The sequence below is a fragment of the Allomuricauda sp. M10 genome, assembly GCF_020782875.1.
Lineage (GTDB): Bacteria > Bacteroidota > Bacteroidia > Flavobacteriales > Flavobacteriaceae > Flagellimonas.
The window spans coordinates 189846-212913 of the sequence record NZ_JAJGBN010000006.1; the positions used below are offsets into that span (position 1 = coordinate 189846).

Below are 23068 nucleotides of genomic sequence, written 5' to 3' on the forward strand. Positions count from 1 at the left end.
TTTGTATTGACTAACTAAATCTAAAAAATGCTAATTCCAACTCGTGGTGAGGATACCCTAACCCCGGTACCCACATACGTTCTTCTGGGATAATTATAATCATAATAGGTATAATAGAAATGGGCATGACCGTAATACTCCCTGCTGTGATGGCAATGATCATCACAATGTTGGGCATGCTCGGCATAAGCATCCTGTTTTCCTTTCATATAGGCTTTATAGGCTTCCTTGTCCCGTTTTCTTAAATCCTTTTCATATCGTTTTTGATCTTTCCAGAAATCCTTTTCATCTTCGTCATTATTGCTGGCCAAAGATTGTTCATAAACAGCATCTTCTTTGGCGCGCTGCTCGTAATACGAAATTTTATCCTGTTCCTTTTCTTGGTTTTCTTGGGCAGAGACCGATGCTGAGATAAACAAGGCCAACATTGCGGTGATTGTTCCTATATATTTCATAGCTTCAAATTTTAGGGTTCTTATTTTATGTACGGAAGAACCGTTCATTTGGTTTTATAACAACTGAAAAATGATTTACCCTAATTAGAACTTGAAGAGAAGCGTTATGCACACCAAATATCTTAAACACCCAATTCTCGACTGCCTACCCGTTCGGCAGGCGGGCGCTCGAATGGACAGAACAATATATCTCCAATGATAAAAGCCACCGATTGGTGGCTTTTGAGTAAGTAATACTATAAAATTTATTTACCGAGCATCAAAAGTTCGTTGCATTTGATTTCGGTGATAAAGCGCTTTTCGCCCTCCTTGGTCTCATAGGCACGGGACATTAATTTGCCCTCGATCATCACCTCTTTTCCCTTAGCGAGATAATTTTCTGCGATTTCTGCAATCTTGCCCCAGGCCACGATGTTGTGCCATTGGGTGTCCGTAACCTTTTCGCCTTCGGCATTTTTAAAAGTTTCGTTTGTGGCCAAGGAGAATTTGGCCAGTTTGTTGCCATTTTCAAGGGTTACCATTTCTGGGTCATTGCCCAAGTGTCCGATCAACTGTACTTTGTTTTTAAGTGAATTCATAATGTAAGATTTTAGCGTTAAACAGTTCATGCCATCGAATTGTCATCATTCGACAGGGCAAACTTAGCTAGCCGCCAAAATCCCATTCGGTTTGAAAATATTTGCTTTCGTTTGTAAACGGATGTAAATGTTTATAGTTCCCCTATATTTGGCACCCTTTTAAATCTGTTCCTTGAATTCTGACCATGGTGATAATCATCAGGGCGCGATGACAAGTTTTAGATTTCTTGTCGCTTAGCTATTTTGAAATGACAAAGAAAATCAAGGTCATTCTGAGCGAATCGAAGAATCCAATTCGAAACGACAAATTGTTGTTGTTTTCTATGGGTACCCTGAGCGGAGTCGAAGGGTTACATTGCATTCAATTACTGTCATCTTAAATGATTGGACACGAATGGCACAAATTATCCCAAATATTCTTATGTCATTTTAAGCGAATCGAAGAATCCAATTATGGTAAAACCTTTTGCACTTGAACTTAAGTTTGTTCTTGTGTTTTCAGAATGAATCTGGTTTGGTTCAATATTGCTAAACTTTCACCACCGAGTCCTCCACAATCGCAAAAACCTCGTCCTTTTTAGAAGGTTTCAGGGTATGGGTTCCCGTAAATTCCCCGAAAGCCGGCAAGACCATCTGGTGCTCTGATTTGAAAAAACAGGGTAGCCTCAAATGCTGCCTACCAAAGCCTTGTAGTTTAACGGCAGGGTGGATGTGTCCGCAAAAGGTGAACAATCCGTCACGTTCTTCAGGGTGATGGGTCAATAAAAAATCGTCCAAAATGAGTTCTGGAAAGATTTTAACGTCCAGTTTTTTAAATTTTTCAGGGGCGATGATGTCGTGGTTGCCAGAAACCAAAATAATTTCCGCAGGTGTTTTGGCCACCCAATTTTCAAAAAGCTCCCATTCCTTGTTCAATGACGAATGGAAGAGGTCGCCCAAAAAGCAGATTTGAAAGGGCTGAAAATCCCCCACGATCTTATCCAACAACACAAAATTTTGATGGATGGCCTTTCGGGGAACTGCCGCACCGAACTTTCGGAAATGGGACACTTTGCCCAAATGCACATCACTGATCAGCAACAGGGATTTCTCTTCCCAAAAGAGACCACCTAAAGGGTGGAGGGTGAAGTTTTGGTTTTTTATTTGGATGATGTGACTCACAGATGATATGTTGTTACAAATTTAATGGTATTGTCATTTCGAACCGAGCGAAGCAAATGTGAGAAATCTGATATTGGTTGAGATTTCTCAATTGTCATTATACTCCTCATTTCGAAATGACATGCTCCTATTCATCGGGTAAGCTTTGCGGTCATCCGTTTGATGCGATCCGCCAATTTTTCGTTGGACAGTTTTTCCCGTAACCGATCGGTGATAATGGGAAAGGAAAAAGGAGTAGGGTTTTTACATTGTTTCCAAACAATTTCCTGTTGGGCAATGCGTTCCAGGGCCAATCGTAAACGGCCTTCCTCCAATTGGTGTTCAAAGGTTTCGGTATAGGCTTGTTGGTATAAAAGATTGTCGTCTTCAAAATCCTTGAACACATCGAACAACAATTCGGAACTGCTTTGCAGATGTTTCATTTTTACCCCTTTCTCTGGATAGCCCGTGAATACCATCCCACTGATAACTGCAATATCTCGGAATTTTCGTCTTGCCATTTCGTTGGAGTTCAGACTTTTTTGAAGGTCGGACAACATATAATCTGTGGCAAACAGGTTGTTGTCCAAAATGGCCTGAATGTCGATTTTTTTATCCGAAAGCAACTCAAACCCATAATCGTTAAAGGCAAGGGAACAGGTAATCGGGGTCAATAAACTTATCCGGTATGCCAGTAGACTGCTCATGCCCTCGTGAATGGCGCGGCCCTCGAACGGATAAAAGATATGATGATATCCATCTGAGGTTTTAAACGTTTCAATCAAAAATTGGTGAGGTTGGGGCACCATACTTTCCTCCCTTTGCTTGGCAAACATGGGAGCAAGGGATTGGATTTCTGGGGATTGTTCATTTTGGGGCAATTCGGCAGTGTACAGTTCTTGGCGCAGCAGTTCCGACATTTTTGCCGAGAAGCTCAATCGGCCACCCATCCAACTCGGTACCTTGTTGGTCCGCTTTGTGGAGTTGACCACATGTGCCGACATGCCCTTGATTCGGATGAATTCCAAATTTCTGCCTGCAAACGTGAAAACATCCCCAGGACTCAATTTGGAGATGAAATATTCCTCAATGGAGCCGATGTATCCTCCCTTTTGATATCGCACATGGATGGTGGCGTCACCCACAATAGTCCCAATCTGGAAACGGTGTCTCATGGCAACCGCCCTACTGTGCACGATGAATTTGCCGTCCTCTTCAACCTCCACTTTTTTGTATTCGTCATAACTCTTCAAGCTTTGACTGCCCATCACCAAGAAATTAAGCAGCCATTGCCATTGCTCTTCGGAAAGCGCTTGAAAACAAAAGGTCTGTTTTACTTCCCGATAAATTTCATCCGGATAAAACCCATCCGAAACCGCCAAGGTAGTCAGGTATTGGATAAGCACATCAAAACTATTGAGGTAGGGAATACGATCTTCCACGGCATTGTGGAGCACCGCCTTTTGCATGGCCGAAGCTTCTATGAGTTCCATGGCATGGGTGGGCAAAAAATAGATAACACTTTCCTTGCCGGGTCGGTGACCGCTTCTTCCTGCGCGCTGTAGAAATCGGGCTACTCCTTTAGGACCGCCGATCTGCACCACGGTTTCCACCGGGGCAAAATCCACACCAAGATCTAGACTGGAGGTACAGACTACTGCCCTCAAACTTTCATTACGGATAGCCTGTTCTACCCAAAGCCGCGTTTCTTTGTTGATGCTGCCGTGGTGCATGGCCAGTTCCCCGGCATATTCAGGGTGTTGCTCCAGTATTTTTTGAAACCAGATTTCACATTGACTCCGGGTGTTGGTAAAAAGCAGTGTCGTTTTACTGTTATTGATGATCGGGATAACGTCTTCCAAAAGATGCAATCCCAAATGACCTCGCCACGGAAAAGTTTCCATTTCCTCTGGGATGATACTCTTAACGGTGATTTTCTTGTTGATTTCCGCCTTGATCAAAACCGAGTTTTCCAGTTCTTTGGATGTAGGCCCCAACAGCACTTCCCGTGCCTGTTCCAAATTACCGATAGTGGCAGAAATACCCCAAATGCGAAGGTCCTTGCAAATGGATTTCAATCGGGAAAGGCCCAATTCCATTTGAACGCCTCTTTTGGTGCCCAAAAGTTCATGCCATTCGTCGACTACAATGGCGGTACAATCCTTAAAAAGTTTTGCATACCCTTTGGAGGATAATAGTAGATGAAGACTTTCAGGGGTTGTAATTAACAGGTCAGGCATGGCCGTCCTTTGTTTGGACCTTTCCTTGGTCGAGGTGTCCCCAGTTCGAATCCCAACGGTCATTTGGGTGCCCAGATCTTGGGTAATGCGTTCAGCAGATTGTTTGATTTCTTGGGAAAGTGCCCGTAACGGAGTGATCCAAACCGCTTTCAATCCTTTTTTGTGCTTGGTTTTATAATCAGGATGATTTTGGATGTAGTTCAACACGATCGGAAACCAAAGGGCATAGGTCTTGCCGCTTCCGGTAGGGGCATTCAATAAGCCGTGCTTGCCTTCCAGAAAAGCAGTCCAGGTCTGTTTTTGGAAGGGGAAAGGCTCCCATTTTTGGTCATGGAACCAGTTTTCGGCAATATGGAAGAGTTCGTTTTGGCGCAGTTTCGGTAGTACTTTGGATTGAAATTACGAATTTCTTTCAAGGGTTTGTACCCACCTTTTTGCGATAAGATTTATATTTGTGCCACAAAATTTCTGATATGCCAATTTTAGATCTTTACGAGCACGGAGACCACAGGAAAAACCTGGCCCATTTTGCCACTTTGGCAAGTTTGGCTGCCATTGATGGAGAGATCAACCCCAAAGAAAAAGCGATTCTTGAAAAATTTGCCTTCAAACTCAACATTACTGAGGCTGAGATTAAGGAGGTAATGAAGAAGGAGAATAAATACCCCATTGAGACACCGCACAGTGGCGAAAAGAGATATAAAAGGCTGTTCGAGTTCTTTCAGATCATTTTTTCTGACCACGATATTGAGGAGGGTGAGCGCAAAATGGTTGAAAGGTATGCCATTGGTTTGGGCTTTTCTCCTAAAAAAGCGACTGAGATCATCGATAAATCCATCAAAATCTTCACAGGAAGAATTCCATTTGAGGATTATTACGAATTGGTAAAAAGAGAGGTTTAAGATTTGGCCTTGGCCATAAACTCTTCCGCCTTTTCCACCATTTTTTTACTTCCGCAGAAAAACGGCACGCGTTCGTGTAGCTCCGTAGGCTGAATGTCCATAATGGGATGGAACCCGTTGCTGGCTTTTCCGTTGGCCTGTTCGGCCAAGAAAGCCATGGGATTGCACTCATAAAGCAAGCGCAATTTACCATTGGTGGCCTTGCTGCTTTTGGGATACATGTAAATGCCCCCCTTGATCATATTCCGGTGGAAATCCGATACCAAGGAACCAATGTAACGGGAAGTATAAGGGCGATCACCTTCTTCCATCTGGCAGTATTTGATGTAATCCTTCACGCCCTGCGGAAAATGGATGTAATTGCCCTCGTTCACGGAATAGATTTTTCCCGATTCTGGGAACTGCATGTTGGGGTGAGATAGGTAAAAAGTGCCCAAAGCGGGGTTCAATGTAAAACCGTTTACGCCATCCCCAGTGGTATAGACCAACATGGTAGAAGTGCCATAAATGATGTATCCCGCAGCAATCTGGTTTCGTCCAGGTTGAAGAAAATCCTGAAGGGTGACGGGTGTGCCCACTGGTGTGATCCTTCGGTAAATGGAAAATATGGTTCCCACGGAAACATTGACATCGATGTTAGAAGAACCATCCAAAGGATCGATCAAAACAATGTATTTGTTTTGGTGTTGTTTGTCAAAACTGTTGATGCTGATAAAATCATCTTCCTCCTCAGAAGCAATGCCGCAAACAATTTCCCTGTTTTTTAGGGTTTGAATGAATTTTTCATTGGCCAGCACATCCAATTTTTGTTGGTTTTCCCCTTGAACATTGGTCTCCCCGGCAGAACCGATGATATCCACCAACCCGGCTTTGTTCACTTCGTGGTTCACTACTTTGGCCGCCAAACGGATGCCATTTAGCAGTCGCGAAAGTTCCCCGGAAGTATATTGAAATGAGTTTTGGTTGGCAATGATGAATTCACCTAGGGTGCGGTGCTGATTGTCAAACATGGAAAGCTGTTTTATTTAAAGACAAATATCGTGCATTTTGTGAAACTACAACGTTTTCGCTAGAGATAAGTTTTAGAATTTTATAACTTTGAGTTTTATTTGTAACAAATATGGAATTTACAATCAGGGATGCTCGACCCGATGACATGGAGCACGTTTTAGCTTTGATCCAACAGTTGGCAGATTTTGAAAAGGAACCCCACGCCGTTGAGGTTACCAAACAAGATTTGCTGAAGCACGGGTTCGGGGAGAAACCGATGTTCCATTGTTTTGTGGCCGAAACCCAAGAAGGTATTTCGGGGATTGCATTGGTGTATCCGAGATATTCAACATGGAAGGGACCGGCCATTCATTTGGAAGACTTGATCGTATCCGAAAGCATGCGGGGAAGTGGTCTAGGAACGGCCTTGTTGGATGAGGTGGTCCGTTATGGCCATTCACTTGGTGTAAAGAGAATCTGTTGGGAAGTTTTGGATTGGAACGAGCCCGCGATTGAATTCTATAAGAAAAAAGGAGCCAATGTACTCCGCGATTGGGATGTGGTACACTTGGACGAAAAAGGAATCAAAAATTATATGGAAAGCCTAAACTGAGCTTTTCAACATACAAGTACAAAATAACATGAGAGTATTTAAGTTTGGTGGGGCTTCGGTAAAAGATCCCGATGCAGTTAAGAATGTGGTCAGTGTCCTTAAAGAAGTAGGATACTCAGATACCTTGGTCGTTATTTCGGCCATGGGCAAGACTACAAATGCCATGGAGAAGGTTGTGGAATCTTATTTTTATGACAAAGCTGCTTTGAATGCATCCATTCAGGAGGTTATTGACTACCATGACAGCATTTTATCCGGATTATTCGCTAGTCCAAGCCATCCTATTTATGACAAGATCAAATTGCTTTTTGATGAAGTGAAGGGTTTTTTAGCCTGGAACAAATCCCCAAAATATGGTTTCGTGTACGATCAAGTCGTCAGTTATGGTGAATTGCTTTCCACCACCATTTTGAGTGCTTATTTTAACGAAGTTGGACTTACCAACACCTGGTTGGATGTACGCACCATGATCAAGACGGATAATACATATCGCGATGCCCAAATCAATTGGGAAAGAACCCAACTAGAGGTTACAGCACGGGTAGATATGTCCAAACTGAACATCACCCAAGGGTTTTTGGGAAGTGATGACAATAACTTCACCACCACTTTGGGCAGGGAAGGTTCGGATTATACCGCCGCTATTTTGGCCTATTGCCTAAATGCCGAGTCCGTTACCATTTGGAAAGATGTGCCTGGGGTATTGAACGCCGATCCACGCAATTTTGAAGAAGCCCAACTTTTGGAGCAGATATCCTATCGCGAAGCCATTGAGTTGGCCTTTTATGGTGCTTCCGTAATCCACCCCAAAACCTTGCAACCGTTGCAGCGTAAGGAAATACCCTTGCATGTAAAATCCTTTGTAAACCCTAAGGATATGGGAACCACTGTGGGCAAAGGAATAGGGATCGTGCCCAAAGTGCCCTGTTTCATTGTTAAAAAGAATCAGGTGTTGCTAAAGCTTTCTTCTTTGGATTTTTCATTCATAGTGGAGGACAACATCAGCGAAATCTTCAAACTGTTCCATGACCATAGGTTGAAAGTGGACCTGATTCAGAATTCCGCCATTAGTTTTTCCGTTTGTTTGGACAACAAGTTCAAAGGACTACAACCGCTTCTTGAAGAACTGAAAAAGAAATTCAAGGTAGTCTGCCATGAAGATGTTTCCCTTTACACCATCCGCCATTTTGATGAACAGGCGGTAAAATCCCTTCAAAATGGGAAGTCGGTATTGGTAGAGCAACGTGGCAAGGAAACGGTACAATTGGTTGTGCAGTAAGGTCTTGATCTCTTTTTTTGGCCAGCAGGGTCAGTAATTGTATTTTTCTATCTTTACGGCTAGCTAAAGAAGAAACTACATGGGCTTGGTTACTGCGAAAGAGGTTGCAAAAGTGATAAATCTGGATAAGTATGGATTTTTGGGCACTTTTGTTGGCTGGCTTTTGATGGTAGCCACTAGGATTACCACCATAAATAGGTTTTACAATAAAAACAAGCAACTTCCTGGCCCCGAATTTTTGGATGCCATCCTGGATCATTACGAAATCGACTTTGAGATCCCCGAAGAGGATATCAAACGGTTGCCAAAGACCGGACCTTATATTACCATCAGCAACCATCCACTAGGGGGAATTGATGGCGTCTTATTGTTGAAACTTTTATCGAACGAGCGTCCGGATTATAAAATTATCGCCAATTTTTTGCTGCATAGGATCGAACCCCTGAAGCCCTTTATTATGCCGGTGAATCCTTTTGAAAGCCATAAGGACGCCAAAAGCAGCATTGCAGGTTTTAAGAATGCATTAAAGCATTTGCAGGATGGGCATCCCCTTGGCATATTCCCTGCCGGTGAGGTTTCTACTTACCGCGATGGGAAATTGGTAGTGGACAGACCTTGGGAAGAAGCGGCCATCAAATTGATTCGCAAAGCGGAAGTGCCTGTTGTTCCCATATATTTTCATGCCCGTAACAGTCGACTTTTCTACACCTTGTCCAAAATGAACGATGTCTTCCGAACGGCCAAATTGCCTTCGGAACTGACTTCACAGAGCATGAGGCCAATCAAGGTCAGGATCGGTCAACCCATATCGGTGGCTGCCCAACAAGAGGAAGAGACCCTGGAATCCTTCACGGAGTTGCTACGCAAAAAAACCTATCTCTTGGCCAATGTTTTTGAAAAGGAACGCTTGATCGACAAGGTGCCGACCTCATTAAAAATTCCAAAACCCCCCAAAAAAATAGCTACCCAGATCAGCACCAAAGTGTTGGAGGAGGAAATTGCCCGTTTGCGCGAAAAGGATTGTCGGGTTTCGCAAAGTAAAAACTACGAGGTATTTCTGGCCAAACAGAAAGACATGCCTTTTTGTTTGAACGAAATCGGAAGACAACGTGAGATTACTTTTAGGGAAGTGGGCGAGGGGACCAATAATGCCATTGATTTGGATAAGTTCGATTCCTATTATCACCACCTTTTTCTTTGGGATGATGATGAAAAGAAAATCGTGGGAGCCTACCGAATGGGATTGGGATCCGAGATTTACAAAAAGTATGGCATTGATGGATTTTATCTTCAAGATTTGTTCCGATTTGAGCCAGAATTGTATGGTATGATGGAAAAATCCATCGAAATGGGCCGCGCCTACATCGTAAAGGAATATCAACAAAAACCAATGCCCTTGTTCCTCCTTTGGAAGGGAATCGTGCATACTACCTTAAGGCATCCGGAGCATAAATATTTGATTGGCGGGGTGAGTATCAGTAACCAGTTCTCGAATTTCTCCAAAAGCTTGATGATCGAGTTCATGAAATCCAATTACTGGGATCCCTATGTGGCCCAATACATTCGCCCTAAAAAAGAATTCAAGGTTAAGCTGAACGATGCCGACAAGGAATTCATCTTTGATGAGACCCAAGCCGATCTTAACAAATTCGACAAATTGATCAGCGAAGTGGAACCCGGAAGTCTGCGCTTGCCTGTTTTGATCAAAAAGTACATCAAACAGAACGCCAAGGTGGTCGCCTTCAACGTAGATCCCTTGTTCAATAATTCGGTGGATGGACTCATGTACATCCGTATTGCCGACTTGCCAGAGAGCACCGTAAAACCCGTAATGGAGGAATTTCAGGCCGAATTAGAGCGAAAAATGGCAGAAGGGAACTCCAATCCCGAGGATTTGGCTTAATCCATCAATTCTTCCCGAACAAAGTCATGGCAAAAAGCCTTGATTTCATCCCGGGTTGCCCTAAACGCCTCTTGGATTTCCTTTTCCGTACCCTTTACTTTGGATGGATCCATAAAATTTTGATGCATTCTTTTTGCATTTTTTGATGGGATGTAGGGACAGTGTTCCTTGGCATGGTCGCATACCGTGATAATGTAATCCCATTCAATTCCTTGGTATTCATCCACATGGTTGGAGGTATGGTGCGAAATGTCCACATTGTCCTCCTTCATGAATTCAACAGCTTTTGGGTTTAAACCGTGCGTTTCAATACCAGCACTATAAATATGGGCCAATTTCTTTTGAAAATGGGCCAGATAACCGTGTGCCATTTGGCTACGGCAGGAATTTCCGGTACAAAGTACCAATACGTTTTTCATAGATTTTGGGTTGATTATCAGTCAATTCCGACCGAGCTACTTCTCTTCTCGAATAAAAGGTTGTCCTTCCATTCGCCATGTAGTTTGCCCACTCGTTCGCGCTTGCCAATATAGCGAAATCCGACTTTTTCGTGAAGTTGAACACTGGCATTATTTTCTGGAAAAATACCGGATTGTAAGGTCCAATATCCCTCTTTTTCGCTATCGGAGATTAGCTGTTGTAACAATTGTTTGCCAACGCCCTTACCTCGACTATTGGCGGCGATGTAAACGCTTACTTCGCCCACACCGCCATACACGCATCTGCTGGAAACAGGGGATAGGGCTGCCCATCCCAAAATAATACCGTTTTCCTCAGCCACCAATCGGCAATGGTCCGTGTGAGATTTATCCCAATGTTCAAAACTGGGAACCTTGGTCTCAAAAGTGGCAAAACCAGTGGCCATGCCTTCGGCATAGATTTGGGAAACTTGTTCCCAATCGGAGGGTTGCATGTTTCTGATCGTCATGGCATCAGAATTAACAACATCCTGAACCAGGTGCACAACAAGCTTCTTTCTCCGCTTCGGCTTCAACCGGAACCCCACAGGTTTCCTTGGCCTTGCAATCTGTTTTTTCTACAGAAAGTTTAATGGTCAATTCCGAATCGCTCAGATCGTAATCGTTTACAAATAGCTGGGCAGTATGAAAATGGTCGTTGCTATATTCAAATTTGATCTCAGTGTTCTTGTCCATAGGTTTGATTTTGTCCACCTTGTTGAGGATTCCAAGGGCTTTGTAAATAGACATGAATTCGGTTTTGTCCTTTTCTTTTGGACTTTCCCAAAGTTGCACAATGGTTTCTTTCCAAAAATCGGTTACTGCACCGCAGTCCACAGAATCAATGGTAATGTTCTTCACCTCGGTGATGTGGTAGTTGGCCCCGACCAGTTTATTGGGGGCATATTCAAAAAGCAAGCTTTTGTTCTGATGTTGTTTTAAAAGGGATAAAAATTCTGATGTTTTCATGGTTAACAACAATTACGGTTAATATTGGAAAAGAACAGATGAAAGGTCTCTTGTAATTCCTTCCAACGCTCTTGGTCGATACAATAACAAAGGTTTTTGCCCTCAAAAGTTCCCTTGAGCAACCCGATTTTTTTGATTTCGTTCAGGTGCTGGGAAATAGTGGGTTGGGATAGGCCGATGATGTCCACCAAATCGGTACAGATGCAGGCATCTTGCTTGCTGATGTATTCCAGAATGGCCACCCTAGCAGGATGGGCCAATACCTTGGCAATTTTGGCAAGTTCATTCTGTTTGGTGGAAAAAATATAGGTTTTGGTCGCTCCCATTATAAAATTATATATTGCAATATTACGATGATATATTGAAATAAAAAAGCCAGAGAATTTCACTCTGGCCAATTTTTTTAGAACCAAGGCTTTTTCCCCACTTGGTACGTATTGTAAAATTCTGCATCGGATTTGGTCAAATAGATGATGCCTTCCACCAATCCAATAATACCAGGAATCCAAACGAACAACAGTCCGATACCCACACAAGAAAGGACATAGGCGGCGATTGATACGCCCAAAAGAATGAATCCTTCCTTGTTATAGCCCAATATGAATTTGTGAACGCCCAAAGAACCCACTAAAATGGCTAGGATACCGGCCAATATTTTTTTATTGTCTCCTCCGGCACCTTGAAGGCCTTCTTTGAATTCCTCCGCGGTTTTTTTGGCTTCTTCCTTAAACTCCTTTGCAGCTTCTTCGGCTTTGTCCCCGAAGTCTTTGTTTTCTTCTGACATTGTATTAAATGTGTTGGTTAATGATTTTTAAATGTAGCAAATAATTCAATATCTAAAGAAAGGCTTTATCAACAGGCTCCCAAAGTTCCAATTTGTTACCATCGGGATCCATGATGTAGCCAAATTTGCCATAATCGTATTCTGCAATTTCACCTACAATAGTCACTCCTTCTTTCTTTAATTCTTCCATAAGTTCCACCAAGTTTTCTACCCTAAAATTGATCATAAAAGGTTTTTCACTGGGTTCGAAATATTTGGTGTCGCTGCTGAACGGACTCCATTGGGTCATGGCGTCGTTCCCATCCTGGTCTTTCCACCAAAAGGAACAACCATAGTTGTCGGTATTAAGGCCCAAGTGCTTTTTGTACCACGTTTTGATCTGGTCGGGGTCCTTGGTTTTAAAAAAGATGCCACCTAATCCTGTTACTCTGTTTTTCATGATTTTTTAATGTTTTGTTCATAGAGGTTGATCCATTTCTGTGGGGTCATTTTTTGGCAAAGTTCCCCGATGAGTTCATAAGGGATGGTTTGGATATTCTTGAACCGGATACAGCTTTTGCCCATATCCAATTTGGTCTTTACGTATTTTGGGTATTCCGCCACAAACCAATCGTGGATTTTTGTATCTGCATAGATCCCTGAATGGTACAGGGCCACAAAATTCTTTTGGGAGGCAACGCAGGCAAAGGGGAGTGGTTGTTTAGGGTCACAATGGTATCCATCCGGGTAGAGCGAATGGGGTACTACATACCCGATCATGCCATAGGTGATGCATTCCTCAAAACCTTCAGGTAAATTGGTTTTTATGGTTTCCCGCAATTTTGAAATGGCCTCCATACGATCTTCAGGTACCTTGCTGATGTATTCTTCCGGGGTTTTGGCGTCTATGGTCATGATTCAGCTTTTCGTTGTAGTATCAATGCAGATAATAAAGTAATAATCAATCCGATGGCAAAAACTGTTGTTGCCATAAAGGTAAAGGACAAGATCGGATTGGAAAATTGGGCCTTTTGTTCTTCCAATTCGGCCAAACGGATCCGTAATTCATCCGGTGGAAGGGTGCCTTTCATATTTTCTGCAATCTCGGCATAGTAGTAGTCCATAAACCCTGGATTGAGTACCTCCGTATAAAAAACATCCAACAAACCAAAGATGATGGCCGTGATCAAACTGATCAAGAGCCCCATAGTCAATGCTTGCTTAAAACTGACCGCGCCTCCATTTTCCTTGTCCCTATAATGACGAATGCCCAAGTATACAAAACAAAGGGAAAGGAATATGGAAACATAGCCCAATACTTCCTGTACTGGCAGAGAAAGGGTACTAAGACCGTACCAGCTAAAAATAAAGAGTACACAAATGGTAATGGCTCCGAAAGCCCCATATTTAAGGATTGTTTTTTTCATGGTATTGCTTAATTGGTTGATTCAAAAGTAGCTGGTTGGTTCTCATCCGGACTCATACTAAAGTACCAATTTTGCAGAATTAGGGCATTATTGTCCTAAAATTTGAAGTTCCTTGGCCTTTTTTATGGCTTGCGTTCTACGTTCGGCATCCAGTTTAAGGAGAAGGTTGGACACGTGGGTTTTTACGGTACTTTCCGAAACAAATAAAGAATCTGCAATTTCTTTGTTCGACATTCCTTTTGAAATAAGGATCAACACTTCGTACTCCCGTTTGCTGATGCCCAATGCCTCGATTTTTTTATGGTCGATTTGGGTTGGTTTCGACTTTTCCCTGTGAAGCGTTTTTTTGTTGATGTAGATACCGACAAGGAAGAAAATCACCGCAATAGAGCCAATGGTAAGTTCTACGGAAATGTCTTCTGATACATAGGAATAACGACTTAGCCTAAAGAGGACCAGTAAGGCAATGATGAGGGCGGAAAAAACGAATATGGTCTTTTTCACCCTTTAAAATTAGCAAAATCTTGCCTTCACCTTGTCCACAATGGTCTGTGCCAGTTTTGCATGGCTTTCCACCGTCCAGCCTGCCACGTGTGGGGTCAGTAACACGTTTTTGGCCTTTCTCAAATATTTTAAGGCTTTCGGTTTTTGAACGAACATGTTCTCGAACGATTTTTTCTCGTACTCCAGAACGTCCAATCCAGCACCCAAAATTTTTCCAGATTTAAGGGCCTCCACAAGGTCATTGGTGACCACGCATTTGCCCCGGGCAGTATTCAACAGCCAAAAGGGTTTTTGAAAACTGTTGATGAATTCCGTGTTTACCATGCCTTCGGTCAATTCGGTTTGTGGAACATGAAGACTTATCACATCCGATTTCTGTTTGAATTCCATGATTCCCACTTGCCGTGCATTATCATCCCCAACACCACCAACAATGTCATAACAGATGACTTCCACATCAAAACCTCTAAGTTTTTTGGCAAAGGCTTTGCCCATGTTCCCATATCCGATGATGCCAACGGTCCGTCCATCGAGTTCCACGCCACGGTTGCCCTCTCTGTCCCATTTGCCTTTTTTTACTTCTCGGTTGGCCTTGCACATTTTGTTCATGAGGGATAAAAGCATTCCCAAGGTATGTTCACCCACGGCATTTCGGTTGCCTTCAGGAGCGGAAACCATGTAAATATCCTTCATCTTGGCATACCGAACATCAATGTTTTCAAGTCCGGCACCCACTCTTCCAATAAATTTGAGGTTGGTGGCCTTCTCCAAAAATTGTTGGTCTATGGTAAATCGGCTTCGGATTACGATGCCATCATAATCCTGTATTTTATTTTCCACTTCTTCTTTGGTGGAAGTATAGTCTTCATGGTTTTCAAATCCTAATGCAGCAAATTGCTCAATCAACAAAGGGTGGTTGGTATCGAGGTGGAGAACTTTCATGCGTTAAATATACAATTCCTAAATTTTTGGATAATGGATCTGTGTTTTTTCATGCTGCACACCGCCAGTATGTGCAGTGGTAAGTTTTTCGAAAAGGAGAACATGTACCTCTTCCCCATCCTTGGTCATAGGGTTGTGCTCCACTCCTTTGGGTACCACAATGATTTCGCCTTGGTTCACCACTTCGGTGCGATCCCTGAATTGCATGTAGAGCGTTCCTTTGATCACTTGGAACAATTCGTCCTCATGCTCGTGGGCATGCCAAACAAACTCGCCCTGCAATTTGGCCAATAGTACCTGCATATCGTCCACAACGGCAATTTGGTGGGGGTGCCAATGTTTGGTGAACTCGGCATGTTTTTGTTTTAGGTTGATGGATTTCATCGTTTCGTTTTTAAATACCCAACATCAATTTGGCGATGGAGAAGTAAATCAAGATGCCAAAAATGTCATTACTAGTGGTGATAAAAGGACCGGTCGCGATTGCTGGGTCGATTCCCCTTTTATTCAAAAAAACAGGAATAAACGTACCTATGATGGCTGCAATAATGATAACCAATATGATGGCAATTCCAATGGTGAAGGAGACCATGTAGGGAGTTTTAAAAATAAAATGGCTTACCAACAAAACTATGGATGCAATGGCGCCTCCATTGATCAGTCCAATTAGAAATTCTTTGACCAAACGCCCTACAACTTCCCCTTTTACAGTATCATTGGCCAAACCTTGTACCATGATGGCCGAGGATTGTACCCCTACATTTCCTGCCGTAGCTTGGACCAAGGGAACGAAAATGAGCAAAATGGGAAAATTGCCCATCAGGGGCTGAAAACTATTGATGATACTCGCAGCACCAATTCCTCCGAACATGCCTATCAACAACCAAGGTAACCGTGCACGGGTAATTTCCCAAACACTATCGTCCGCTTCTACCTCACGCGAGATACCGGCGGCCATTTGGTAATCCTTATCGGCCTCCTCCTTGATCACGTCCACAATGTCGTCAATAGTGATGCGGCCCACCAAGCGTCCTATTTCGTCAACTACAGGAATGGCTTCCAAGTCGTATTTGGACATGATCTTGGCAACTTCCTCCGTGTTTTCGTTCACGTTTACATAATCCACTTTTGGGATGTACACATCCTTGATGTTGGTCTTGGTGGAGGTGGTCAATAGGTCTTTTAATGACAAACGGCCCTTCAATATACCTTCATCGTCCACCACATAAATGGAATGTACCCGGGTCACATTTTCGGCTTGGGAGCGCATTTCCTTCACGCAGGTAAGTACGTTCCAGTTCTCGTTCACCTTCACAAGCTCCTTCGCCATAAGACCACCCGCAGTGTCATCATCATAACGCAACAGGTCCACAATGTGCTTGGCATGCTCCCTATCCTCAATTTCCGAGATAACCTCTTGGATGATTTCCTTCGGAAGTTCACTGATGATATCCGCCGCATCATCCGTGTCCAGCTCTTCGAGCTCGCTTGCAATCTCTTTTGCGGTAAGGTTGCCCAATACAGCTTCCCGGATGTCCTCGTGCATTTCTGCAAGGATGTCGGAAGTCTTTTCGCTGTCCAGTAGTTTAATGAGATAGGTGGCCTCCTCAACTTCCAACTCGTCCGCAATCTCCGCGATATCGGCATAGTGGAACTCGGACAACATGGTCTGTAACTCGGCATTCTTTTGCTCCGCTATCAGCGCCTTGATGTCTTCTAAAAGCTCGTCTGTGAGTTTAAACGGGGTCATTGGCTATCTTCTGGGTCAACGTTACAAAATCTGCTACACCGAGCTGTTCTGGGCGTTGGTCAAAGATAGCATCTTCTTTGAGATTATCGGAAAGATTAAAGGTTTTAAGGCTGTTCCTGATGGTCTTTCTTCGTTGGTTGAAGGCGGTTTTTACTACTTTAAAGAACAGACGCTCATCACAGGGGAGTTGCAGTTCCTTTCTTCTTGTTAATCGAAGTACACCGGAATCCACCTTGGGTGGAGGATCAAAAACCGTAGGCGGAACCGTGAATAGGTATTCGGCATCATAAAAGGCCTGCACCAAAACCGATAAGATCCCATAGGTTTTGCTACCCGGTTTTTCACAGATACGCTGGGCCACTTCTTTCTGGAACATCCCCGAAAATTCAGGGATTTGATTGCGCATCTCCAGCATTTTGAAAACAATCTGGCTTGATATGTTGTAGGGAAAGTTTCCGGTGATGGCAAATTCTTCCTCCCCGTACAATTCCGAAAGGTCGAACTTTAGAAAATCGGCTTCCACCACGTTCAACCGATTGTTCTTTTTTAAAATTTCTTGGTGTTCCAAAGGAAAACTGTGGTTCAGGTACACAATGGATTCTTCATCGAGGTCCATGGCTACAAGATCCAAGTCGCGTTGCAACAGGTATTTGGTCAAAACCCCCATTCCGGGCCCGATTTCCAAAACATTGGTATAGCCATCCAAGGAGAGCGTGTCCGCAATTCTTTTCGCAATGGACTCATCCGTTAGAAAGTGCTGGCCCAAATGTTTTTTGGCCCTTACAGCACCTTCCTCTTGCCCTGTTGGTTGGTTCTTATGTCCGCCATGTGCGGACTTCTTCTTGTTTTTCTTGGACACCGGAGGTTTTTTTGCAAGTTACTTGGAATTTTCGATATAGACCCATGCGCTGGATCCTGATTCCAATGGGAATTTTTCACGTTTGTAGGCTGTGGTCTCGTAAATATCCGCTTTTCTAAGGTCTTCTTCCGTAACTTCATAAACCATACCGCTAACCTTATCTTCTAGATTTTTAGTCTGAAGTACCAACGGATATCGTCCATAAACAGCATTTTCCATTTTGTTGAAACCCAAAAGTGCATCCGGAACTCCAGTAAGTCCCCGTCCAAAAATATAGTGCTGAACCTGAAGGTCCTGTAACGTACCGTAGGTGAAAAGATATTCCAAAGGGCTAGGGAATTTGTTGGCTGATCACCTCTAGTTCTGTTCTGAAGGCCACAAACTTATTGGGGAACAATTTTTGGGCATAACCCCGCATGCGTTCGGCATCATCACGGTAGTAGGATTCCAAGGTTTTCCTATCGGGTGTGGTATATTGAATGGAGTAGGTGATACCCCCATCATCTTCCACCAATACCCTTACCATTTTGGCGTGTGAAAATTTGCCAGTGTTCAGCATGTCGGGAATATGTTTGTCCCGCATCCAAACAAGCCAATCGTCATGAACATCCGCATCAATATTGATGGTTACGTTATAAATGAGCATGTGTTTTTTTGAATTTCGATAGAGTTGAAAATTAGTCTATTTTTTTTCGGTATTCAATAATTTCTGATGTCATTTCGAAACGAGTGCCAAAAGTGATTGGTACGATTGAGAAATCTTTATGATATTTCCGCTTTTCCTTCGACTACGCTCAGGCACCAGCGGGAATGACAACGTGATTAATTTATGGCATCACCACGGAGCTTCCTAAAATTGATTCGGGCCTGCGGAAAATAATAGCTGTCCTGGTAGTTGTAGATGATCTTTTCGTAATGACTTTTTGCTTTTTCGGGCTCGTTCAATAGGTTTCGGTATAACTCCCCAAGTTGAAAATGGGCATCATCGGCCAAAATGCCATCGGAATAGAACTCCACGATTTTTTTGTAGTTGAATTCGGCCGCTTCATAATCTTTTTGCTCTACCAAGAGTTCTGCTTGTTTCAACAAGGCTTCGTCTTCAATTTTTTCGCCCTTGTGGTTTTGAAGGATGTCCTCCAATTCGGCAATCGCTTCTTTGTTTTTGTTTTGATAGGCCAACAAGTCCGCCCTGGCATATTTCTTCAAGGCGGTCTGGGTAGAATCTTCCAAGGAATTGTCCGAAATCAAAAGACTCAACTGCATGGCATCGTTGGCAATGAGTTGGGATGTAGAACCACGTAAAACTTTCAATTGGGTAAGGGCCCAATCAAAATCCCCTTTGTAAAAACTGGTCTGTGCCACCTTAAAGCGCGCATCTTGACCCAACACATCATTTTTAAGGCTTTTCTGTACCTGTGTGAAGAGGATCAATGCTTCATTGAAACGTTGGTCGTATACCAAAATATCACCCAAGGCCAATTTAACATAGGCAACGCCCACTCGGCCCATGGGTAGTTCCAAACTTTCTTTCAACATGGTAATGGCTGGTTCTGGTCTTTCCAATTTGAAGGTCAAAAAATTGGCATAGGCGATCTGCAATTGTAACGTGAGGGATTTGTTCCCATATTCGGCTACCAGTTGTTCAAACTGCTTTTCAACAGAGTCGAAGGTTTTGGCAGTTGGATTCTTGAGTTCTATATCTATCAAGCGCAGTTGGGCATTCAGTTTAATCCTGGGTTCTTCGGTATTTTCAACTATGAACTGAAAAATGGCCGTGGCGTTTTCAAGGTCATTATCCTCAAGGGAGATGTCGCCCAAATTTTCCAATCGGTCCATATTGCTTCCTTCGGCCCGCTTGAAGATGGCCTTTTCTTGACTAAAGGCGCTTCCATATTGTTTCTGTTGGATGAACAGCCAACTCAACAATTCGTTCCACAACACATCTGGACTTTTCTGGGCGTTTTTGAGCAATACTTTTCGCAGTAAGATATTGTTTTCGTTCGCAGGGTCTTCAGAAATAAAATCTTCTATGTTCCGAAGGACATTGGAGCGGGAAGTCTTTCCTTCCCAAATAAGATTGAGGTAGGATTGGTACATTTTTTCAATGTCTCCCTGTTCCCCATAAATACGGGCCAATTGAAAATCGTAGTTCAGGTCCGGTTTCTGTTCCATGGACCTTGAATATGCTTTGATGGCGTAATCCAGCAGGGCATATTTTTGGAAGCGATACCCTACGCTATACCCATAATTGGGGTTCTCGTCTATTTTCTGAATGGCCTTGTCATAATATTCGGTGGCCCTGTCCGCTTGATCTTGAAGGGTGTAGTTATAGCCCAATTCAATGAAGAAAGTGGGGAAGGCATAATTGTCCTTTAGCTTGTCCAACAGAAAAGTTTCTGCATCGGTATAACGTTCCAATTGCTGGTAGCAAGCTACCAGTCCTTCGGCATAATCGGTACGCCTGGGGTTTGTTTCCGCCAATTTTTCATAAAACACCACTGCTTTTTCATAATCCCCGTCATTGAAGTACTGCTTGGCCAAAAAGTCTTCTTGGGCCAAGGCCGTAACTTGGAACAGGAGGAACGATATGAGAAATAAAATGGGGCGCAATAGTATTTTTCTTAAAAGCAAATAAATGAGAGCGTACTGTCATTTCGAGCGTAGTGAGAAATCTCATTTCAAGCTAAGAATATGAGATTCCTCGTCACTTTGTTCTGTCGGAATGACCAATAGTGCTCAAAAATGAATGCTATTGATTTTAAAACACAGTGTTTTATTTCAAATATAACGCAGAAATGCTGGGGATTCTGTTAAGTGAATCCAAATAATGATTGAAAAACCTAGTCGATGAGCTCGAACCCGCAATACGGGACAAGGGCATCGGGGATTTTAATACCGTTTTCGGTCTGATAATTTTCCAAGATACCCGCCAAAACCCTAGGCAAGGCCAAAGAGCTTCCGTTCAAGGTGTGGGCCAATTGACTTTTACCGTTTTCATCCTTGTAACGCAGTTTTAAACGGTTGGCTTGGAAAGTCTCAAAATTGGAAACAGAACTGATTTCCAACCAACGGTCCTGGGCAGTGGAGAACACTTCAAAATCGTAGGTGAGGGCAGAGGTAAAACCAAGATCTCCACCGCAAAGCCTTAATATTCGGTAGGGCAATTTCAACTCACGAAGAATGTTTTTCACATGCTCCACCATTTCGTCCAAAGCTTGGTACGAATTGTTGGGATGCTCCAATCGAACAATCTCCACTTTATCAAATTGATGCAAACGGTTCAATCCACGTACATGGGCACCGTAACTTCCGGCTTCCCTTCTAAAACATGGGGTGTAACCTGTGTATTTTATAGGGAAATCACTTTCCGCCAAAATATCGTCCCTGTGCAAGTTGGTAACCGGTACTTCAGCAGTGGGGATTAGATATAGGTCATCAGCCTGAACGTGGTACATTTGCCCTTCCTTGTCTGGCAGCTGTCCGGTTCCATAACCAGAAGCTTCGTTCACCATATGGGGCACTTGCATTTCGGTATAGCCGGCCGCCGTGTTCTTATCCAAAAAGTAAGAGATCAAGGCACGTTGCAAACGAGCGCCTTTTCCTTTATAAACTGGAAATCCTGCACCAGTGATTTTTACCCCAAGCTCAAAATCGATGATGTCATATTTTTTGGCCAATTCCCAGTGGGGCATGGCACCTTCAAACAAGGTTGGGATGTCTCCTTCACGAAAAACCTCCTCATTGTCTGCATCTGAACTTCCGGCAGGAACAGAGCTGTGCGGAACATTGGGAATCAAGTACAGTTGCTCCTGAAGCGCAGCCGCAGTGGCGTTGAGTTCGTCACCTAACTGCTTGGATGTTTCCTTAAAACCAGCGGTCTTTTCTTTTAAAGCGTTGGCTTCTTGAGCCTTGCCCGATTTGAAAAGGAGACCAATTTCCTTGGAAAGTTTGTTGGATTTCGCAAGTATGCCATCCAGTTCCGTTTGTATGGAACGTCTTTTTTCATCCAATTCGATAACGGCAGCAATCATGGGTGCTGCATCGATGTTACGCTTTTTTAAAGCGGTGATGATACTTTCCTTGTTTTCCCTAATGGTCTGTAATTGAAGCATGGCCTTGTTTTGTGCGGCAAATTTAATTCAATCTGAAGAAGTGCCCAACAATATTCGTTAGGCATCCAAATAGATGTTATTTTTTGTTCCTTTTGAAATGTAACTGATTATTTGTTGGATATCAGTTCCAAGGACCGTACCCTGTCTTTTTGTAGTTGTTGTTTCAGTTCTTCTACGGAATTGAACTTATGTTCAGCCCTAATTCGATGCAGGATGTTGACCTGTACTTTCTTGCCGTAAAGGTCTCCGTCGAAATCAAAAAAATTCACCTCAATGCTTTTGGTGGTGCCATCAACAGTGGGATTAAAACCAATGTTCATCATGCCGAAATATTCCTTTCCTTCCAAGGTACTTTTCACTACGTACACCCCGGTTTTTGGGATGAGTTTGTATTCTTCTTCAATGTGAAGGTTTGCTGTGGGGAATCCAAATTCTTTGCCCAAACCTTTTCCTTTTCCGATAATGCCGGTCAGCATGTAAGCATAGCTTAGGTAGCTGTTTGCCGTTTCAATATCGCCTTCCAAAAGGGCATTCCGAATCTTGGTTGAACTCACCGAAACATCGTCTATTTCCTGGGCGGGAATTTCTTCCACATCAAAACCTAGGGTATTGCCAAAAGCGATCAAATCTTGAATGTTGGCATTTCTGTTTCTTCCAAATCGGTGGTCATACCCGATGATTATTTTTTTGGCCTTGAGACCATCAACCAATATATCTTCCACAAATTCAGTAGCCGTTAGTCTCGAAAATTCCTTGGTAAAGGGATGGATGATCAAATAGTCGAGCCCCAAAGTTTCCATGATCTGTTTTTTCTCTTCCAAGGTGTTCAATAGCTTGATATCCACATCCTTTTGAAGCACCATTCGCGGATGCGGGAAAAAAGTGAGCACCGTGGATTTCAGGTTGGTGGCTTTGGCATTATTTATGAGGCGTTCCAATATCTTTCGGTGACCAAGATGTACCCCATCGAAGGTTCCGATGGTGATAATCGTTTGATTTGGAATGTCTTTGAAGAGAGAAATGTTCTGGATTGTTTCCAAGCGATCAAGAAATAAAAAAGGCTTACATTTGAAATTATACTATGCCCAAAATCTGTATGAGAGCTAAATTACACCTAGTTTTTTCAATAACCATATTTTTTAGCTGCTTTTGCATTTACGGGCAGCAGGGCTATTGGAAGAACA

The 23068-nt window shown here is 43.1% G+C and carries 27 protein-coding genes; 4 read left to right on the plus strand and 23 right to left on the minus strand.

Annotated features, from left to right (window positions below; genetic code table 11):
* Positions 1-20: 20 nt before the first annotated feature.
* From LKX84_RS15310 to LKX84_RS15325, 4 genes are all read right to left on the minus strand, one after another.
* On the minus strand, positions 21-455 hold the full coding sequence (locus LKX84_RS15310) for a hypothetical protein (protein WP_228238109.1): 435 nt from the start codon (positions 453-455) through the stop codon (positions 21-23).
* A gap of 245 nt (positions 456-700) precedes the next feature.
* Positions 701-1033, minus strand: coding sequence for a single-stranded DNA-binding protein (locus tag LKX84_RS15315; protein ID WP_228238111.1), 333 nt, complete (start codon positions 1031-1033; stop codon positions 701-703).
* Between the two features lie 528 nt (positions 1034-1561).
* Positions 1562-2194, minus strand: coding sequence for a ligase-associated DNA damage response endonuclease PdeM (gene pdeM / locus LKX84_RS15320; RefSeq protein ID WP_228238115.1), 633 nt, complete (start codon positions 2192-2194; stop codon positions 1562-1564).
* Between the two features lie 131 nt (positions 2195-2325).
* Positions 2326-4788 (minus strand): ligase-associated DNA damage response DEXH box helicase, encoded by a 2463-nt coding sequence (locus tag LKX84_RS15325; protein WP_228238229.1) that lies wholly within the window; start codon positions 4786-4788, stop codon positions 2326-2328.
* A 98-nt stretch (positions 4789-4886) separates the two neighbouring features.
* Between LKX84_RS15325 and LKX84_RS15330 the strand changes: the two genes are divergently transcribed.
* A complete protein-coding gene (locus tag LKX84_RS15330) occupies positions 4887-5315 on the plus strand; it encodes a TerB family tellurite resistance protein (protein ID WP_228238124.1) in 429 nt (142 codons plus the stop codon).
* Here LKX84_RS15330 and fbp read toward each other — a convergent pair.
* Entirely contained in the window at positions 5312-6325 is a 1014-nt protein-coding gene (fbp, locus tag LKX84_RS15335; RefSeq protein ID WP_228238125.1) for a class 1 fructose-bisphosphatase, read from the minus strand. The two genes, LKX84_RS15330 and fbp, sit on opposite strands and share 4 nt — an antisense overlap.
* A 110-nt stretch (positions 6326-6435) precedes the next feature.
* Here fbp and LKX84_RS15340 point away from each other — a divergent pair, with 110 nt between their 5' ends.
* The 3 genes from LKX84_RS15340 to LKX84_RS15350 all read left to right on the plus strand — a co-directional run bounded on the left by LKX84_RS15340 (position 6436) and on the right by LKX84_RS15350 (position 10100).
* Complete coding sequence (locus LKX84_RS15340) at positions 6436-6918, plus strand: GNAT family N-acetyltransferase (RefSeq protein ID WP_228238126.1); 483 nt, start codon at positions 6436-6438, stop codon at positions 6916-6918.
* 28 nt (positions 6919-6946) lie between these two features.
* Positions 6947-8197, plus strand: coding sequence for an aspartate kinase (locus tag LKX84_RS15345; RefSeq protein ID WP_228238127.1), 1251 nt, complete (start codon positions 6947-6949; stop codon positions 8195-8197).
* Positions 8198-8276: 79 nt separating this feature from the next.
* Complete coding sequence (locus tag LKX84_RS15350; RefSeq protein ID WP_228238128.1) at positions 8277-10100, plus strand: GNAT family N-acyltransferase; 1824 nt, start codon at positions 8277-8279, stop codon at positions 10098-10100.
* On the opposite strand, the gene LKX84_RS15355 is transcribed toward LKX84_RS15350, so the two are convergent.
* The 18 genes from LKX84_RS15355 to LKX84_RS15440 all read right to left on the minus strand — a co-directional run bounded on the left by LKX84_RS15355 (position 10097) and on the right by LKX84_RS15440 (position 22924).
* Positions 10097-10519, minus strand: a complete 423-nt coding sequence (locus LKX84_RS15355; protein ID WP_228238129.1) for an arsenate reductase ArsC — start codon at positions 10517-10519, stop codon at positions 10097-10099. The genes LKX84_RS15350 and LKX84_RS15355 overlap by 4 nt on opposite strands.
* A 17-nt stretch (positions 10520-10536) precedes the next feature.
* Positions 10537-11028 (minus strand): GNAT family N-acetyltransferase, encoded by a 492-nt coding sequence (locus LKX84_RS15360; RefSeq protein ID WP_228238130.1) that lies wholly within the window; start codon positions 11026-11028, stop codon positions 10537-10539.
* 10 nt (positions 11029-11038) lie between these two features.
* A complete protein-coding gene (locus LKX84_RS15365) occupies positions 11039-11527 on the minus strand; it encodes a DUF6428 family protein (RefSeq protein WP_228238131.1) in 489 nt (162 codons plus the stop codon).
* Positions 11528-11529: 2 nt separating this feature from the next.
* Positions 11530-11853: an ArsR/SmtB family transcription factor gene (locus LKX84_RS15370; RefSeq protein ID WP_228238132.1), complete on the minus strand. Its 324-nt coding sequence runs from the start codon at positions 11851-11853 to the stop codon at positions 11530-11532.
* A gap of 77 nt (positions 11854-11930) precedes the next feature.
* Positions 11931-12311, minus strand: a complete 381-nt coding sequence (locus LKX84_RS15375; RefSeq protein ID WP_163633275.1) for a TM2 domain-containing protein — start codon at positions 12309-12311, stop codon at positions 11931-11933.
* Positions 12312-12363: 52 nt separating this feature from the next.
* Entirely contained in the window at positions 12364-12750 is a 387-nt protein-coding gene (locus LKX84_RS15380; RefSeq protein ID WP_228238134.1) for a VOC family protein, read from the minus strand.
* Positions 12747-13205, minus strand: coding sequence for a DUF1801 domain-containing protein (locus LKX84_RS15385; RefSeq protein WP_228238137.1), 459 nt, complete (start codon positions 13203-13205; stop codon positions 12747-12749). Before LKX84_RS15385 ends, LKX84_RS15380 begins: the two co-directional genes overlap by 4 nt.
* Positions 13202-13717 carry a DUF4199 domain-containing protein gene (locus LKX84_RS15390; RefSeq protein ID WP_228238139.1) on the minus strand — a complete coding sequence of 172 codons (516 nt, stop codon included), beginning with the start codon at positions 13715-13717 and terminating at the stop codon, positions 13202-13204. Before LKX84_RS15390 ends, LKX84_RS15385 begins: the two co-directional genes overlap by 4 nt.
* A gap of 87 nt (positions 13718-13804) precedes the next feature.
* Positions 13805-14221: a response regulator transcription factor gene (locus LKX84_RS18010; RefSeq protein WP_317206480.1), complete on the minus strand. Its 417-nt coding sequence runs from the start codon at positions 14219-14221 to the stop codon at positions 13805-13807.
* A 9-nt stretch (positions 14222-14230) separates the two neighbouring features.
* Complete coding sequence (locus tag LKX84_RS15400) at positions 14231-15163, minus strand: 2-hydroxyacid dehydrogenase (protein ID WP_228238141.1); 933 nt, start codon at positions 15161-15163, stop codon at positions 14231-14233.
* Between the two features lie 18 nt (positions 15164-15181).
* On the minus strand, positions 15182-15547 hold the full coding sequence (locus LKX84_RS15405) for a cupin domain-containing protein (RefSeq protein ID WP_228238143.1): 366 nt from the start codon (positions 15545-15547) through the stop codon (positions 15182-15184).
* A 10-nt stretch (positions 15548-15557) separates the two neighbouring features.
* Positions 15558-16913, minus strand: a complete 1356-nt coding sequence (gene mgtE, locus LKX84_RS15410; RefSeq protein WP_228238145.1) for a magnesium transporter — start codon at positions 16911-16913, stop codon at positions 15558-15560.
* On the minus strand, positions 16900-17772 hold the full coding sequence (gene rsmA, locus LKX84_RS15415; protein ID WP_228238147.1) for a 16S rRNA (adenine(1518)-N(6)/adenine(1519)-N(6))-dimethyltransferase RsmA: 873 nt from the start codon (positions 17770-17772) through the stop codon (positions 16900-16902). Before rsmA ends, mgtE begins: the two co-directional genes overlap by 14 nt.
* Before the next feature lie 18 nt (positions 17773-17790).
* Entirely contained in the window at positions 17791-18099 is a 309-nt protein-coding gene (locus tag LKX84_RS15420) for a gamma-glutamylcyclotransferase family protein (RefSeq protein WP_228238149.1), read from the minus strand.
* 4 nt (positions 18100-18103) lie between these two features.
* On the minus strand, positions 18104-18418 hold the full coding sequence (locus LKX84_RS15425) for a DUF4286 family protein (RefSeq protein ID WP_228238158.1): 315 nt from the start codon (positions 18416-18418) through the stop codon (positions 18104-18106).
* A 176-nt stretch (positions 18419-18594) separates the two neighbouring features.
* Positions 18595-20382 carry a tetratricopeptide repeat protein gene (locus tag LKX84_RS15430; protein WP_262909163.1) on the minus strand — a complete coding sequence of 596 codons (1788 nt, stop codon included), beginning with the start codon at positions 20380-20382 and terminating at the stop codon, positions 18595-18597.
* A gap of 230 nt (positions 20383-20612) precedes the next feature.
* Positions 20613-21884 carry a serine--tRNA ligase gene (serS, locus tag LKX84_RS15435; protein WP_228238159.1) on the minus strand — a complete coding sequence of 424 codons (1272 nt, stop codon included), beginning with the start codon at positions 21882-21884 and terminating at the stop codon, positions 20613-20615.
* 107 nt (positions 21885-21991) lie between these two features.
* Positions 21992-22924, minus strand: a complete 933-nt coding sequence (locus tag LKX84_RS15440; protein WP_228238163.1) for a bifunctional riboflavin kinase/FAD synthetase — start codon at positions 22922-22924, stop codon at positions 21992-21994.
* Between the last annotated feature and the right edge of the window lie 144 nt (positions 22925-23068).